This window comes from Diaphorobacter sp. HDW4A, assembly GCF_011305995.1.
Taxonomy (GTDB): domain Bacteria; phylum Pseudomonadota; class Gammaproteobacteria; order Burkholderiales; family Burkholderiaceae_C; genus Diaphorobacter_A.
In genome coordinates, this window is sequence record NZ_CP049910.1 from 3,969,364 (window position 1) to 3,986,394 (window position 17,031).

14 protein-coding genes are annotated in these 17,031 nt (G+C 54.0%); 5 read left to right on the forward strand and 9 right to left on the reverse strand.

From position 1 onward, the window contains the following. Positions 1 to 6: 6 nt before the first annotated feature. From G7047_RS18235 to G7047_RS18255, 5 genes are all read left to right on the forward strand, one after another. A complete protein-coding gene (locus G7047_RS18235; RefSeq protein ID WP_166308521.1) occupies positions 7 to 1,707 on the forward strand; it encodes an NAD+ synthase in 1,701 nt (566 codons plus the stop codon). 35 nt (positions 1,708 to 1,742) lie between these two features. Next, a complete protein-coding gene (locus G7047_RS18240) occupies positions 1,743 to 2,783 on the forward strand; it encodes a bifunctional nicotinamide-nucleotide adenylyltransferase/Nudix hydroxylase (RefSeq protein ID WP_166308524.1) in 1,041 nt (346 codons plus the stop codon). Positions 2,784 to 2,846: 63 nt separating this feature from the next. After that, a complete protein-coding gene (locus G7047_RS18245) occupies positions 2,847 to 4,151 on the forward strand; it encodes a hypothetical protein (RefSeq protein WP_166308527.1) in 1,305 nt (434 codons plus the stop codon). A 206-nt stretch (positions 4,152 to 4,357) separates the two neighbouring features. Next, positions 4,358 to 6,277, forward strand: coding sequence for a tetratricopeptide repeat protein (locus tag G7047_RS18250; protein WP_371813802.1), 1,920 nt, complete (start codon positions 4,358 to 4,360; stop codon positions 6,275 to 6,277). Positions 6,278 to 6,339: 62 nt separating this feature from the next. Continuing rightward, positions 6,340 to 8,136, forward strand: a complete 1,797-nt coding sequence (locus G7047_RS18255; RefSeq protein WP_166312139.1) for a glycosyltransferase — start codon at positions 6,340 to 6,342, stop codon at positions 8,134 to 8,136. Between the two features lie 19 nt (positions 8,137 to 8,155). On the opposite strand, the gene G7047_RS18260 is transcribed toward G7047_RS18255, so the two are convergent. From G7047_RS18260 to G7047_RS18300, 9 genes are all read right to left on the reverse strand, one after another. After that, positions 8,156 to 9,316, reverse strand: coding sequence for a glycosyltransferase family 1 protein (locus G7047_RS18260; RefSeq protein WP_166308533.1), 1,161 nt, complete (start codon positions 9,314 to 9,316; stop codon positions 8,156 to 8,158). Position 9,317: 1 nt separating this feature from the next. Continuing rightward, a complete protein-coding gene (locus G7047_RS18265; protein ID WP_166308536.1) occupies positions 9,318 to 10,220 on the reverse strand; it encodes a GDP-mannose 4,6-dehydratase in 903 nt (300 codons plus the stop codon). A gap of 12 nt (positions 10,221 to 10,232) precedes the next feature. Next, positions 10,233 to 11,267 (reverse strand): GDP-mannose 4,6-dehydratase, encoded by a 1,035-nt coding sequence (gene gmd, locus G7047_RS18270; RefSeq protein WP_166308538.1) that lies wholly within the window; start codon positions 11,265 to 11,267, stop codon positions 10,233 to 10,235. Next, positions 11,264 to 13,552: a sugar translocase gene (locus tag G7047_RS18275; protein ID WP_166308540.1), complete on the reverse strand. Its 2,289-nt coding sequence runs from the start codon at positions 13,550 to 13,552 to the stop codon at positions 11,264 to 11,266. Before G7047_RS18275 ends, gmd begins: the two co-directional genes overlap by 4 nt. A gap of 79 nt (positions 13,553 to 13,631) precedes the next feature. Then, positions 13,632 to 14,294 (reverse strand): trans-aconitate 2-methyltransferase, encoded by a 663-nt coding sequence (locus tag G7047_RS18280; RefSeq protein WP_166308542.1) that lies wholly within the window; start codon positions 14,292 to 14,294, stop codon positions 13,632 to 13,634. Beyond that, on the reverse strand, positions 14,284 to 15,240 hold the full coding sequence (locus tag G7047_RS18285; protein WP_166308544.1) for a glycosyltransferase family 2 protein: 957 nt from the start codon (positions 15,238 to 15,240) through the stop codon (positions 14,284 to 14,286). The genes G7047_RS18280 and G7047_RS18285 overlap by 11 nt, the downstream gene beginning before the upstream one ends. Further along, the gene (locus G7047_RS18290; RefSeq protein WP_166308546.1) at positions 15,237 to 15,890 is read right to left on the reverse strand and encodes a bifunctional 2-polyprenyl-6-hydroxyphenol methylase/3-demethylubiquinol 3-O-methyltransferase UbiG; all 654 of its coding nucleotides are present in this window, start codon (positions 15,888 to 15,890) and stop codon (positions 15,237 to 15,239) included. The genes G7047_RS18285 and G7047_RS18290 overlap by 4 nt, the downstream gene beginning before the upstream one ends. Before the next feature lie 20 nt (positions 15,891 to 15,910). Next, positions 15,911 to 16,282, reverse strand: coding sequence for a GtrA family protein (locus G7047_RS31525; protein WP_166308548.1), 372 nt, complete (start codon positions 16,280 to 16,282; stop codon positions 15,911 to 15,913). A 7-nt stretch (positions 16,283 to 16,289) separates the two neighbouring features. Further along, positions 16,290 to 16,991, reverse strand: a complete 702-nt coding sequence (locus tag G7047_RS18300; RefSeq protein ID WP_166308550.1) for an NAD-dependent epimerase/dehydratase family protein — start codon at positions 16,989 to 16,991, stop codon at positions 16,290 to 16,292. Positions 16,992 to 17,031: the final 40 nt, after the last annotated feature.

Sequence of the window (17,031 nt, forward strand, 5' to 3'; positions counted from 1 at the left end):
ACCGCTATGTTCCGCATCACGCTCGCGCAACTGAACTTCACCGTCGGTGATATCGAAGGCAACGTCGAGGCCATGATCGCCGCCGCACGCAAGGCCGCGCTCGACGACTCGGAGATGATTGTCTTCTCTGAGCTCGCACTGTGCGCCTACTACCCGGGCGACATGCTCGACGACAAGCACTTTCTCGACCGCATCGAAGAAGGCATCGCCTCGCTCAAGCGCGCCTCCACCGCCCTGCCCGATCTGCACTGGGTGATCGGCACGCCGACGCTGCGCGACGGCCCCGGCAAGCACCTGCACAACAGCCTGCTGGTGCTCAAGAACGGCGCCGTGCGCCTCAAGTACGACAAGCAGCTGCTGCCCACCTACAATATCTTCGACGAACGCCGCCACTTTGAGCCCGGCCCCGACGTCGCCAAGGTGCTGCGCATTGGAGAGACCCAGGTCGGCTTCATGATCTGCGAAGACGGCTGGAACGACGACGGCGACGACTACAGTGCCAACCCGTTCATGCGCATGGCCGACGCCGCGCCCGAAGTGGTCGTGAGCATCAACGCAAGCCCCAGCAATGTGGGCAAGCGTGAGCAGCGCCATCAAGTGTTTGCCGATGCGGCAAAGCGCCACGACCTCACCATCCTCTATGTCAACCAGATCGGCGGCCACGACCAGATCGTCTATGACGGAGCTTCGTTCGCGGTCGAGCCCGAGCGCGGTGTGGTGTTTGAAGCCAGCCGTTTCGTCGAGGACGTGCGCACACTGCAGCTGAAGAACGGCCGCTTCAGTCTGCCGGCCAGCGAGCCACTGTCATCGGTGCCCAAAGAAGGCCTGCCGACGATGAGCTTCTACCGCGAGCAGATCGTGCTCGGCCTGCGCGACTACGCGCGGCGCTGCGGCTTCAACAAGGTCGTGGTCGGCAGCTCCGGCGGTATCGACAGTGCGCTCACCCTCGCGCTTGCCGCCGAGGCCATGGGTGCGGACAACGTGATTGCCGTGACCATGCCCTCGCACTTCTCCAGCAGCGGCTCGGTCGACGATTCGAAGACGCTGTGCAAGAACCTCGGCATCCAGCTCTTCACGCATCCGATTGCCGAACTTGTGCACCTATACGCCCAGCAGTTCCTCGGAGCGTTCTCACAGCCGCTGGTCGGCCTGCCGCTCGAGAACCTGCAGGCACGTGTGCGCGGCACCATCCTGATGGAATACTCGAACGCTTTCGGCAACCTACTGCTCACCACCGGCAACAAGTCGGAGATCTCGGTGGGCTACTGCACGCTCTACGGCGACACCAACGGCGGCCTAGGCCTCATCGGCGACCTCTACAAGACGGAGGTCTTCGCGCTCTCGCAGCACATCAACGAACACGCGGGCCGCGAACTCATTCCGCAGGCCATCATCAGCAAGGAGCCGTCCGCCGAACTGGCTCCAGGCCAGCGCGACGCCGACAGCCTGCCGCCCTATCCTGTACTCGACGAAATCCTCAAGCTGTTGATCGAAGGCGAAGGCCTGTCCACCGGCGAGTACGAACAGGCGCGCCAGTTCATGCAGCGTCTGCGCGCCAGCAAGAAGGGGCGCGACCTCATCCAGCGCGTGCGCATGATGGTGGCCAAGAGCGAATACAAGCGCCGCCAGGCCCCGCCCATCATCCGCGTGCGCGCCAAGGCCTTCGGCTCCGGCCGCCAGATGCCGATTGCCGCACGCTACATTTGAACGTTCCACGCTCGCTTCACCCAGCCTCCCGCCCCATGTACGACACCGCCATCCTCATCGGCCGCTTCGAGCCGGTACACACAGGTCACCTCGCCCTGCTCAACCGCGCGCTGGAAGAGGCCAACAAAGTCATCGTCATCATCGGTTCGGCCTTTCAGGCACGCTCGCCCAAGAACCCGTTCACCTGGAAAGAGCGCGCCGACATGCTTCTCGGTGGCCTGAGCGAATCCAACCGCACGCGCGTCGATGTCGTGCCCGTGCGCGACTACTATGACGAAGCGCGCTGGGTCAAAGCGGTGCAGAAGGCGGTGAACGAACGCACGCAGCCCGGCGCACGCATAGGCCTCGTCGGCCACTTCAAGGATGCCAGCAGCAGCTACCTGAGCTCATTCCCCGGCTGGGAACTCATTCCGCTCACGCGCCAGGGCGAGATCGACGCGACGATGATCCGCAACGCCTACTTCGGCGCCACGGCCGACACCATTCCGATTGCACTCTCGCCATTTCATGACGTGCTGCCCAAATCGACACGCACGTTGCTTGAGCAATTCGCCACCCAGTCCGAATTCGCCGAACTGCAGAACGAATGGCGCATGCTGCGCGGCTACCGCGAAGCCTGGGCGAGCGCGCCTTATCCGCCGATCTTCGTCACCGTCGACACCGTACTGCGCTGTCAAAACCAGATCCTGCTGATCCGCCGCGCCCACGCCCCCGGCAAAGGCCTGCTTGCACTGCCAGGCGGTTTCATCGAGCCACGCGAGAGCATCTGGCAGTCTTGCTTGCGCGAACTGGTTGAAGAAACCCACTGCGACGTGACACCGGAACGCCTCCAGCAGACCCTGCAATCCGTGCATGTCTTCGACCACCCAGACCGCAGCCAACGCGGCCGCACGATCACGCATGCGCACTATTTCGATCTGGGCGATGCACCGCTGCCGGCTGTGCAAGCCGATGACGATGCCGCGCAGGTGCTGTGGATGCCGATTTCGGAAATAGTGAAGAGCGAAGAAATGCTGTTCGAGGATCACTTTCAGATACTCAATCACTTCCTGAGAAACCAAATCCTGAGCGAATAGTAATATTGGCGACGTTATGATGTGCCGCAACCTACCACGCACTGCACATCAAACATCGCAGCAATGACGCTGTTATTTCCTCGATCAATCTGGATTAGAGCTCTTTGGATTGCGCTGATTTTCACAGTTTGCGCTGTCAGCGTTCGCCTCTTCTGGGGATATCCACGCTGTCAGAACGATGAGCTGAACTGGGTGCAGATTGCCCGCAATATTGATGCGGGACGTGATTGGCCCGTTTCCGGTCCGTTTTTCATGTTCGTGCTTCGCGAGTTGAAATCACTCACCGCGATGGGTTATGTACAACTCATCTCCGGACTGGGCGTTTTCAGCGTTTTCGTGGGAACGCTGCTCATCATTCTGGGATACTCACGCCTTCGCATCACGCGACCCGGAATCACGCTCGCAGCTCTGGCACTCTCGAGTTATTTCTGGGTTCCGCTGCTGGAAGCCAGACCGCAGCAATGGGGACAAATTCTCGTATTCATTGGCACCATCGCTGCATGGCTGTGGCTGCACCGCCGCGGTGGGTGGTTGATTTTCCCGGTGCTGGTGTTGATCTCTTTTTCGCACATCCTGAGCCATGCCATTCTGGTCTTTGTGTGCACCGCGTTGACGCTCGCGGATTATTTTGAAAATCGCCCGCTGACCAAGCGACACGCCATTCTCCTGGCATGCTCGCTGCTGAGCCTCGTGGTCTATATATTGCCGAATGGGCCGTATCAAACCATGCTGCGCGACATTGAACAGAACCATCTGCATCGCCTGCTTGTCGCCGCCCCCTGGCTGGCGGCGGGGATGATTCTCGCCATACTCGGTATCATGCTATTCAAGCCGCGGCTGCACTGGCGCGCACATTGGTCGCGTCACACGATGGAGTATGCGTTGACTCACCAGAAAATCATCTGCGCGGGTTTGCTCGTTGTTTTCTTCATTGCCATGTCCGTTCAGGCCAGCGTTCTGCCAAGTGCTTCCTGGCTTCCCTACGGCGGATCGATATGGATCTTCGTTGTTTTTCAGACGGGCAATCTGGTATTTGCCTCCCTGTTCGTATTGGGTCTGTTCGCATTTTTCAGAGCCACCTCCCATCAGGAAATAGAAACTTTCCATGCGCGTCTGATCACCTGGACGCTGCTTTCTTTCGGCGTACTCGGTCTGCTCACCTTGATTGGATCGTTCTGGATGCGAGACACCAATTGGCTGCTGCGACTGATCAACTACGCGATTCTGTTTGCAGCCCCCATCGCTGCCATGGGACTGGGCAGTATCCGGCTGCTCAAGAAGCACCCAACCCTTTACATCCTGTTGGCGCCGCTGTTTGTTGTAAGCATCTGTCAAGCCGTCCGGCCGGACGGCTACTTGGGCTGTTGAACCCTGTTGTTTTGCAAAACAGGCAATTTCACATCCAGATACAAGCCTGCGATTTACCTCCCGTGGTTTGATAGACTCATCGGCTGCAGCCGTCCAGCCCATCACATCCACCTCCAATGGCAAAACTCTCCAAGACTTCCGTCATTTTTGCGATCCTTTTGATCGCTGCCATTTTGTGCGTCTATGTCCCTGGACTGCACAATCAGTTGATCTTCGATGATCTTCGGCTGGCGGAGGGAGATTTCTTCAGCAACTACGGCAATCTGCTGCAGTTCAAACAGCGCATGCTGTCCTACGGCAGCTTTGTCTGGGTGCAGAACCTTTTTGGCGAAGGTTGGTGGAAGCAGCATTTGTTCAACGTCTTCCTGCACGTCTTGACGGTCGGCGCACTGTACGCACTGTTCAAATCACTCCTCGAGCGCACCCAGTTTCCGCACGACATCGAACAGCAGGAGCACTTCCAGTCCTCGCGCATCGCGGCACTGCGTGTCGGCCTGATCGTCTTCGCCCTCAATCCGGTGGCTGTCTACGTCGTCGGCTATCTGATCCAGCGCTCCATCCTCATGGCCACGCTGTTTGCCGTGCTCGCCTGCTTCGCCTATGTGCGCGGGCTGGTCAAGGGCAATGCGGGCTGGTTCATCGCCGCCGTCATTTTCTATATAGCGGCCGCCCTGTCCAAGGAGCAATCCGCGCTGACCGTGGCCATGGCCGTGCCGCTATACATCTACGTACGCCGTCCTTCGTGGAAGAAGATCGTCATGGTCTCGGCCGCCACGGCGGTGGTGCTGGTGCTCGCGGTGGGCGCGGTGCTCAGCATCTATGGCAACCTCATCGGCAACCTCATCGACAACCAATCGGTCGCCTATCTCAAGCAACTGCAAGCCATCGATCCGAATGTCGGCGGCAAGGTCTACGCGCTCAGCATCCTGAATCAGGCAGCGCTGTTCTTCGTCTACGGCTTTCTGTGGGTGATCCCCTACGTGGGCGCCATGTCCATCGACATGCGCCCCGCCTTCCCCATGTCCTTCGGATCCGGCCTGCATCTGCTCGGCGCGGTGGCATTCGTCGCCCTGCTCGTGGCGTCGATCTGGGCCGTGCTACGCAAGGACGGCGTGCTGCGCTTCGCGGCACTGTGCCTCCTGTTCCCGATGCTGTGGTTCTTCAGCGAATTCGCTGTCGTCTGGCTGCAGGATCCGCTGGTGCTTTATCGCAGCTACCTCTGGGCCGTCGGCATTCCCGGCCTGGTCGCGATCGCGCTGACCGGCTTCAAGCCGCGCACCATCTACATCATCGGCGTGCTGCTGGCCCTGCTGTTCGGAGGTCTGGCGGCCGAGCGCGTGATGTCCATGCGCGACGCGGAAACCGTCTGGGAAGACGCCGCCAGCAAGATCGACCTCAAGGCCCCCGCCAACGCCGTGGGCCGCTATCGCCCCTATCTGAACCTCGGCACCGAGCGCATGGAACGCGGCCGCTACGCGCAGGCCGAACGCGACTTCATGACCGCCGATGCGCTCAACGACCTCAACGGCAATGCCCGTTTCAGCATCGGTGTGGCACTGCTCCAGCAGAAGAAATATCCCGACGCCATCCGGGCCTTCAAGGCAGCAGAAGAAAAGGGCTACTCCGGCCAGACACTCTGGTTCCAGCGCGCCGAAGCCTATGCGGCGCTTGGTCACCCCAAGGAAGCTTTCGACGCATTCAGCGCGGCACTGCAGGCCGGTGGCTCCGACGTGAACGATAGCGCCGGTGCCAAGCAACTCACCGAACAGACCCACCTGCGCCGCGCTGAAATGGGCATGACCATCCAGAAGTACGATGACGCCGTGAAGGACTACGAGGCCGTGCTGCAAGCATCGCCCAACAGCTCCCGCGCGGCCGTCGGCCTCGCCATGGCGCTCACCGGCAAGGGCGAATCCGCCAAGGCCAAAGATCAAATGGACGCACTCATCACCCGCAGCCCAAGCGGCCCGGCGTTCTACGCTCGCGCCATGGCGCACTACGGCATGAAGAATACGGCAGAGGCACTCAAAGACCTCGACCAGGCCACACAGGCCGATCCCGCCAATGCGCAGCGCTACGCGATGGCCAAGGCCCAGATCAGCGGCGCGCAGGCGCTCAAGCAGTAAGCACTGCCGTGACGCTGCGCGTACTCCACATCGGCAAGTTCTACCCGCCCTACCGCGGCGGCATGGAGGTGTTTCTTGCCGACCTGCTCAACGAGCAGCGCAAGCAAGGCATCGATGCCCACGCTCTGGTGCACGGGGATCCGGAGCCCGACGATCCGCCATGGATTCAGCGTGTGCCAGTGCAGTTCAGTCTGGTCTATGCACCGATGGCTGCGGGGTTCCGCAGCGCCATGGCCAAGGCCATCGAGCGCATCCGCCCCGACGTACTGCACCTGCACCTGCCCAACAACTCCGCACTCTGGGCACTCACACTGCCCAGCGCCCGCAAGGTGCCATGGGTGATCCATTGGCAATCGGACATCGTCTTCTCGGACATCAAGTGGTCCGTGGCCATGGCTTACATGATCTACAAGCCCTTCGAGCAGGCCTTGCTCGAACGCACGGCACAGATCATCGCCACCTCACCACCTTATCTCGAAGCCAGCAAGGCACTGCGCAGCTGGCATGACAAGACCGCCATCATTCCGCTGGGCATCAACGTGGAGGCCGCACCGGCTCCCGTGAATATTCCACCCGAGATGTCATGGCGCGGCGACACTCAGCTCAAGCTCCTGTCGATCGGCCGCCTCACCTACTACAAAGGCTTCGAGACCCTGATCGAAGCCGTGAGCACCATGCCCGGCGTGGAATTGCTCATCGTCGGCGAGGGCGAACTGCGCCCCGATCTGGAAGCCAAGATCAAAGAGGTGACACGCCCCGGTCAGCCGCCCACAGTCTGCCTGCTGGGCGCCGTCGACGATGCACAGAAGCACACGTTGCTCGCTCAATGCGACGTCTTCTGCCTCGCGTCATGCGAGCGCACCGAAGCCTTCGGCATCGTCGTGCTTGAGGCCATGATGCATGGTCGCCCCTGCGTCGTCACCGACCTCCCCGGCTCCGGCATGCCCTGGATCGTCGCCCAAGCCAAAAGCGGCCTGCGCGTGCCCTATGAAGACGTGCACGCTTGGCGAAGCCATATCGCGCGCATGCAGCATGATCCGCAATTGAGAAAACGTTTTGGAGAAGCTGGCGTGCAGGCGATCAAGCGCATGTTCAGCATCGGTCCGTGTGAGCGCGAGATCAGCCGCTACTACCGAGGCTTGGCACCAGAATCCGTCCCACCGTTCCTGCACAAAGGCGTCATGGTAGTCGTGAGCGCGCGCAATCAGGAAAAGCACATCGCGCACATCATCAAGCGCGTCAACGCCCTCGCCCCAACAGCAAAAGTGGTCGTCGTTGACAACCGCAGCACTGATGCCACCAGCCACTTGGCAGAATCCAGTGGCGCCATCGTGCTTCGCCCCCTGTTGGCGATGACGACTTGGGGCGCGCTTCAGACCGGCCTGCGCTATGCGCAGGCCCAAGGTTTCGAAATGGTAGTGACCATCGATGCAGATAGCTACTACGAGGTCGAAGAGCTGCCGACGCTACTGAGCCAAACCAACCTGAACCCAACGGTAGATCTTTCTGTAGCCTTCTTTCCGGCACGCCACAGCTTCGTTCGTCGCATGGCGTGGAAGTGGTATCGCTTGCTCACGGGATTTGAACTGGAGGATTTCGTCTCGGGTTTTCGCGTCTATCGCCGCAAGGCCATCGACGTCGCCATCTCATCGGAAGCGACCCTGCTTGACTACCAAGACGTAGGTACCTATCTGCTCATGCGCAGGCAGGGTCTGAAGCTCAAGGAAGTGCCGCTGCAGATGCACACGGCCAAAGAAGATAAGTCCAGCATCTTCCGTTCCTGGGCGAAAGCTGTTCGCTACTTTGCCAGCTCAACGCTGATGGCGCTGGCACATGGGCGCAAACGCTCAGCCCCATAACGCCAAAAGCCCCAACGCGTCAAGGCATCAAGTGCGTGTAGATCGCACTGGTATTCTTGGCGCATTGCGCCCAAGTGAAGGCGTGGGCGCGCGTCACGCCAGCCTCAGAAGCCCGAGTTCGCCAGCCCTCATCCTGCAATGCATGCAAGAGCGCTTCGGCAATCGACTTCTCATCCTCGGGCTGCACTTGCAAACCCACATCCCCAACGACCTCGGGCAATGACGAGGTGCTGGACGTGAGCACAGCCACTCCCGAAGCCATTGCCTCCAGCGGCGGCAGACCAAAGCCTTCATAAAGCGAAGGAAAGCAAAACAGGCGCGCCCCCGCATACAAGAACGGAAGGTCTTCTTGAGGAACAAAATCCAGATACTTCAGCCAGCCCGCACTCGCCCCGCGGGTCATCAGATCATGAATTTCTCCTGCCTGCCAACCACGTGACCCAGCCAAAACCAACGGGTGACGCATGCGCAGCGACTCTGGCAATGCTCCATAAGCACGGATTACCCGAGCCAGATTCTTGCGCGGCTCAATCGTGCCGACATACAGAGAATAGGCTCCATGCTCCAGTCCGAACCGCTGCAGAATCGGCAAAGTGTCTTCGGCACCGCGCGGATGAAAAGATGCATCAACGCCCAACGGCACGGTACCAATCCGATCCTCGGGCCAACTGAAATGCTCGATCACCTCACGGCGCACCGACTCGGCATCGGTGATCAGAAAATCCGCCCTCTCCATCGTTCTTGGCAAGTCCCGCTTCAGCAATTCCACACGCGCTGCGGGATGAAACTGCGGACAGACGATGTGCGACAGATCATGGATCGTCGCCACAGATTTACCTGGAAACGGCGGCAGAAAATAATTGGGCGAGTGAAACAACGCATGCCGTTCCTTCTGCATGCGCCAGCGCGACCAAATGGGCATGAGCGTCGAGTAGGCACGCACCGCCAGCTTGTTGCCGGCAAGCACCCGTCGCAACGTGGGCTTGTTCAACTCGTCTGTAGAAACCGTCTTTGCGCGCGCCTGCACAGCCTCGCTGCTGATCCATTGTCCGAGTGAATAAAAGCGCAACGACTCCACGCCTTCGCACTCGGGAAGCCGCATCGCCAACTCATAGGCGTAGCGACCAATACCCGTCAGCGGCGCATGGATGGCATCCGCGCCCAGGATCACATGTGCCACGTCACTGCGCTCCAGATTGGCTCGACAGCATCCAGGTCAGCGTTTCATCCAACGGACGAGGCTCCCATGTGCCAACCAGTTGGCTCAGCCGTGACGCATCGCCGCACAAGGTCTTCACCTCATTGGCCCGCACAAACGCCGGATTGGTGACCGCCTTGATCGACTGTCCGGTAATGCTCTCGGCCATCTGCAGCACCTCGCGCAACGATACCAATCGGCCCGAGCACACATTCACCACCTGATCGACTGCCACATCGGAATCCAGCAAACGTCGATAAGCCGCCGCGACATCGCGCACATCCGAAAAATCACGCCAGACCTCCATGTTACCCAGCTCGATCACCTCCGCCTTGCGCAGAAAGTGGCTCACGATCTTGGGCAGCAAGAAGCTCTCCGACTGGCCCACACCCGTATAGTTGAATGGACGCATGATCGTGATCGGCAGCTTGTCCATCCATAACCGCGCCATGTACTCCATGGACAACTTGCTGACAGCATAATCATTGGCCGGATTGGCGGGTGTACTCTCGTTCAGCGCACCCTCTGTCGTGTTGCCATAAATGTTGGCACTGCTGGCAAGCAACACACGCTCTGGCCGTTGAGTAAGCCCCCCAACCGCAGAAAGCAGATTGCGCGTGCCCACCACATTGACGTCGTAAAACGCACGCGCGTTGCTGTGCCCCACAAAAGCGATGGCAGCGAGGTGAATCACCGCCTGTGGCTGCACCTGCTGCACCCACTCCCCCAAAGCGTCTGCATCCAGCAGGTCCACGTGTCGATACCGAGCCCGCTCGGGTTCAGGGTGCGAACCCAGCCCCCAGACCTCCCAGCCATGTTGCTCCAACTCACGAGTCAAAAAATGACCCGTGAACCCATTGACACCAGTGATCAGAGCTCGCCGCACTTGTGAACCACCTCAGAACGAAAAACCGACTTGGTTGCGACGCAGATCCGCCTCCACCATCATCTGGCACAGCTGCTCCAGCGTAGTCGTCGGAGTCCAGCCCAATTCACGCTGCGCCTTCTCTGGGTTACCGATGAGCAACTCCACTTCGGCAGGGCGATAGAACTTCGGATTCACGCGAACCAGCGTCTTGCCGGACGCGACATCGATACCCACTTCCGACTCTGCAGCACCCTGCCACTTCAGCTCAAAGCCTGCCGCCTTGGCGGCCATGGAAACGAAGTCACGCACCGTCTCGGTACGGTTGGTGGCCAACACATAGGTATCAGGCTTCTCGGCTTGCAGAATGCGCCACATGCCTTCCACATAATCCTTGGCATAGCCCCAATCGCGCTTGGCATCCATGTTGCCCAACTCCAGCACGTCCAGCTTGCCGAGCTTGATCTTGGCAAGGCTGTCGGTGATCTTGCGCGTCACGAATTCACGGCCACGCAGCGGGCTCTCATGGTTGAACAGAATGCCGCTGGAGCCAAAGATGTCATAGCTCTCACGGTAGTTCACCGTCATCCAATGCGCATACAACTTGGCCACGCCATAAGGGCTACGCGGGTAGAACGGCGTCGATTCGCGCTGAGGGATCTCCTGCACCTTGCCAAACATCTCCGAAGTGCTGGCTTGATAAAAGCGGATCTTCGGGTTGACGATGCGGATCGCCTCCAGCAGATTCACAGCACCAATGCCGGTGATCTCCGCGGTAGTGACTGGCTGCTCGAAAGACACGCCCACAAAGCTCTGCGCCGCAAGGTTGTAGACCTCAGTCGCTTCCGTAGTCTGCAGCAGTCGAATGCTGGCAGAAAGATCGGTCAGGTCGTATTCGACCAGATGGAGATTGGGATGGTTTTGGATACCCAATTCTCCGATTCGCCAGAAATTGACGGAGCTGGTACGGCGATACGTACCGTAGACCGTGTAGCCCTTGTTCAGTAGCAATTCAGCAAGATACGCGCCATCTTGCCCAGTTACTCCAGTAATGATCGCCTTTTTCATAATTTAAACTCCAACTTCATAAAGCCAATTCCAAGCTTTCTATTATCTCCGCTCAACCCTAACAACTTTGGCGAAATGGGATTCAACGGTATGAACTCAATAGTATCAACCAAGTCAGCTCCTAGGGAAAAATCCAATGCCAATTGCTCTGAACCTCGTCCCAAAACAACCCTATGCTCTTCTAAGCCGATCCGAACAATAAACTCCTGCTTACCTTCGACACCAAACGGTTGAACTGACATCCCCAGAGTAAATTTTCGAGGAAGAAACGTCACAAATCTAATTTTCACCGACTGCGATAAATCTGCATCTGACCACCGCCCCCAATTCTCAACCCCTGACAATCCATTAATCTCCTCCACAAAACTTGGCAACAATGGGTTAGAAAAATCAATCCCGTCAACCAGCGTCGAGGGAAAACGAGGGCCATTTTTATCTACTATATAGTCGACCTTCTTCATTATTTCGCGAGCGCTCAACATGGAAAAATCGACGTCCAATTTATTAGCAAATCGAAAAAAAATCAATCGACCGTCTTCACTCTCGATAACACTGTCAATTTTTTTATTCGATTTCAAATCAGAAATCAATTTCAGCGCCCCATCCTGAAACCCTTTCCGATCAACATAGATCCCGGAAAAACCCATGCGGCCTGTTACATCAATCTGCCTATTTAACGGCTCTTTGGCCAAAGCCCTATAAAAAAGATCACCTTCTCGGCCTTTCATCCCCCCAAAGCTCCATTGCAGTGATCGCGAATGTAAAAATCCTATGACAAGATCGAAGGGTCCCGCCCTATACCTTGGAGAATCCTCAGGAAACCCCGTGTATGGCAACTGATAAATTGCAGACTTCAGAGGCAGTGATTGCTCTATTTTTTTTATAAATTTTCGATCCGAGTCAAAATTACTCTTTAGAGTATCACGGCACTCCGAACACAATCTAGCCGTTTGATCATAAAGACCTAAAAATCCAAAAACAAACGACACCGCAATCAACACAACACCAAATCTCTTAGTCGAAAAATATTCGGCTACAACAATTTGCACAACAAGAAAAAAAATTGCAATCGAACCAAAGGCAATAAAAACACTTATTCTATTCCAACCTCTTATCAAAGGTGTCACAACTGTTGAAAACAGCGACCCACCCCCACCAACTGTTCCAAACAAAAAAAGAATCAAGGTCATCAATATCAGGAACGAAATCCGCTCATCTATTTTTCGCCCCACCACAACCGCGACCAACCCAAGGAAAGTCAATAAAAATCCCGCTGCTCCGATTATGCCAAGTGTAGATGTGCTATTTTCATTTACCAAAGGACGGGTTAAATCATAATATTTAGTCACATTTGCAAATGAATCGATTCGGTGATCGGCTCTCGGCAAAATAAGCTGCATAAACTTTAACCCATATACTTCCGCCTCCATTGGCGATCGAACAGCCTTCTCTGGATTAGGGCCACTCTCTATTCGATGAATAATATTTGAGCTACTATTAATCAAGCCCCCCCCCAACACCAACACAATACCAACCAACGAAGGGACAATGCATTGTAGTCGCCCATGCTTAACCAAACCAGCCAAAGCAGTTACCGATAATAAAATGCAACCGAATAACGTATAATAAACACCAAAACTAGATAGAATCAATGCAAAAGCAAGCACCAGGAGCACATGCTTTAGCTGAAAACACCCCCGATCCGAAAGAGGATATTTTAAGAAAAAGATCCTGAAACAGACATAAAAATACAAAGGTACCACAAAGTACCAAATATAGAATGAGTGAGAAATTCTTTGAAAGTGAAATGGCAAAAATGTGAATATTATCGATCCACAGATTGCAAGCGATAATTTCAAACCGAAAACTCGCAACACCACAAATGATGAAACAAACACCACAGGGAAGCTAACCAAGAAAAAGAGATTGAAGGCAATAAATGGATCTCGAACAAGCGATCCAAAAAAGCTCAAGAGCAATATATTTCCTGCATCTGGAATTGGATAATCCAAAATACTTGAACCGAATGGATACCCATTTCTCACACCCTCGAATATTCCACCTTCTATTTCTCGTTGAGCACCCCAGAGATAAAAAAGACCGTCCCCATCATAGATGTATGGATAAGATAAATTATCCATAATTCCATAAGTAAAACCAGATACCAACCAATATGCCAAAGCCAAAACAGCAAATGAAAATGGCAACCACCACGCCCACTCAACACGCAAGCAATGCAATAAAGACTGCGGTCTATCCAATACAAAAATATGCTGACTACTCATGACTCAGTTATTGACCATCAAATTTTTTGATCGTAATTACCGTTGCTTAATCTCAAAAAATATTCAAGCGTCAAGAAAATTACGCCTTCAACGCCAAGAAATACTGCGCCCCAAGCGGCAACCATCCTACATATTTCTCCAAAGGAGCTAGTACCCTAAAGGCTCCAGGGAAAAATAGCGTAAATTCTGTTTTCACATCCTTGAATCCAGCGGATCTTACCAAACTCTTGAACTTCTTCTGCCCAATCATCTTGGCATCTTGATCAAAGATGCATCTTTTGAAAACCATTCTTGTCAGGGGATTGAGTGGATTATGTTCAAATATCATGATGCATCCGCCTGGATTCAATGCATCCTTGAGTCGTGAAAGCCACAACAAATGTTCAGCCGGGTCAATATGATGAAAGACATTCGATGTGAATATCAAGTCATATTTTTCTCGCACCACATCTGACCATTCACTGGTGAAATGTGCTTGCGGAATTCGCTTGCGCGCCATATCAAGAGATTCATCCGAAACATCGAAACCGACCAAATCAGCATCCGGGAACGATTCGGAAAAATACTGGGAACACTGCCCGATACCACAACCAAAGTCAAGAATTCGTTTCGTGGTCGTAGGCGCCATGCGCTTCGTTAATTTGACCTTGTATGTGGAAAAATACTCAATCGTTCGAAAACCGGCGGGAATGGCATTTTTCAAGTCACTTGAATACGAATCTGCATACTTGTCAAACTCCATTTAGACTCTCCTTCGTCTGGCCGGTAAACCCAGCAATCTCCCTAATTACAAACTGCGGCTTCTTGTTGATATTCAGGTATAAGCGCCCCATATACTCGCCTATAAGCCCTAAAAAAAGCATTTGCACGCCGGATACCGCCAGAACAATCGCCACAATTGAGGTCCAACCTGGTTGAACCGACGGATTCATCAATTTTTCCACGATGACATACACTACGGTAGCCAAGCTCAAAAAACCAAATATCACTCCAATAAAAATCGCTAAGCGCAGTGGTGCCACGGAAAAACCTGTGGCCATTTTCATCAGCAATGAAACCGAACGCTTTAAATTATAGTTTCCTTGCCCTGTGAATCTCTCCTGATGCACTGCATCAATCACTTGAATACGATTTGTGCTCCGTAGAATCAATCCATCAATGTAGGGATATGGCCCTTCATATTGAATGATGGCAGACTGAACATGCTTTCTGAAGGCCTTGAATGAAGAAAGATACAAATCCCTGGGCTTGCCGACCAAGTGGCTTGCAAGCATATTATTGAAGTTACTGCCCGCCACTTTCCAACCAGCATGCTGTCTTTTTTCAAAGCGGACAAAGCAAACATCATCCTTTTCCAATGCCTTGAGCAACTCCCCAATATATGCGGGAGAATGCTGCAAGTCATCATCCATCAATACAATGCTATCTCCGCTAGCAAACTGCAATCCTGCCATGATTGCGTTGTGTTGACCAAAATTCTTGGCGAGATTGATTGCCTTCAAGTTCGGATACGTATCTGTCAATAATTGCAATACACCCCAGCTTCCGTCAGGACTGGAGTCATTCACAAGAATCAACTCCGAATCATTCTCAAGCCCAAGTCTCTTCAATTCGACCGTCAGTTGTTTCAGCAGCTCTGGCAGGATTGCCTCGCTGTTATAGACAGGAATAACAATTGAGCATTTCATAGTGGGGAATCTGCTTTCCGACACGTCATCACAATCCCAGTATATGGAATCCTTAGAGGTTTGTCATCAATCACAGCAGAGGTGGAATTGAATCTTTTCTTCGCTAGCCGCAGATACTCTTCGTCAGTACGTACCGCCTGACCACGATCCTTGCTGACCACGAACTTGGCAGCACTTGACTGATTTTTTGTATAGACAGGATCCAAGGCCAGGAAAACACCATTATTCTTGAGCGCATAGTGAGCTGTTTCAAACAGTTCATCCGCGACATTGTCGTCAAGATGGTGAAGAATACCAATTGCCAGCACAATATCAAAACACCCGTGCTTGGACATAGTGTTCTTGTTCACATCCTCACAAATGAACCGTGCATTCCGATTGGAAAATCGCTTCGACGCCGTGCTTATATATTCATCATTTCTATCAAATCCGACATAGCTGGCTCGCTGAGGAATATACTCCAAAATCTCCCCTGTTCCGCAACCAATATCAAGAATTCGAGTCGAATCAGAGCACAAGGGGGCGATATGATTGCTTACCACACGCTCCCGCCATTTGTACGCACCTACAACATGCTGAAATGAGTCGTAAACCATTGAGAACGACAGCAGATGGCGCAGCCCTTTTCGTATCTCGGCTCCATCATTCATATTACACCCACCGGCCTTTCTTATCTATCCGAAAATATATAAAATCGCATTAGCGTATACATAACCACAACATAAACAGAGATAGCCAACGCCTGCGCCACTCCATCTTGAAACAAGCCCTTCGAAGCTATTAGAACAGCAATATTTAAGACATATGAGAACACGAAAGATACTGCATATCTCCGCATCTGACTGGCTGTATTGCTTCGGCGCTTGAAAACAAAGAACTTCGCCAATGTAAAACTGAAGAGCATACCGACTGCAAAACCAGCCATATTTGCCACAACGGGGTTTGCATTCAGGTAAGTCAACACCCCAATCGTCCCCAGCCCGGTGACAGCGTTTATCACCCCAGCCCCGACATATCTCAACAGATAAGCACCTTCCGACACATCAGCCTCACAGCACTCTATTTGAGTAGTATTTTTTTAGCACAGATGAAATATATCCCTCCTGGAAATTTAATCCAATTTTCGAATATATCTCTATAGTGTCGCCAAGAGGAATGACATAAGCCCCGCCACCATCGACGACTTCCAATCGAGCCTTTCGCCCCTTGATCTCTTCCAATTTCTTCACGAGATCCAGTACAAGCACATGAGTAGGGTTGCAGATATTACTCAACAAATTCTGTTGTGGTGATGCTCTCAACAGATGGATGACAACACTCACTACATCACTCACATCGATGATATTCCTCTCAGCCTTTGACCATATCCTCATCAACTCGCCACGTTCAATGCTCGAATTTATATAGTTCAGTAACGTATTCCCATTGCGGCTTAGACCAGCTAATTGAGGCAGGCGGAAAACATGAGATCGCGGCCGTTGAAGTACGATGGATTCCATTTTTATCTTGTGTTGCACATACGCAGTATCGATCGACATTTTGTCATAAACACTGCAAGTGCTGAAATAGACAAATTGATCATTCGGCGCGAGAGAATTCAATGAATTCTTCAGCATGGAGCTTTCACGAAGAAATTCTTTCTCATCCTTATTCATGGAGTTTGCCACCCCAGAGGCAAAAACACAAACCCCCTCCAACTCGCCAGCGCGTTCAAGAAATGCCGTTGCTATCAAACCCGAACCGATTATCATGATTTCAATTATCCAGTATTATGGCATTCACCATATGCAT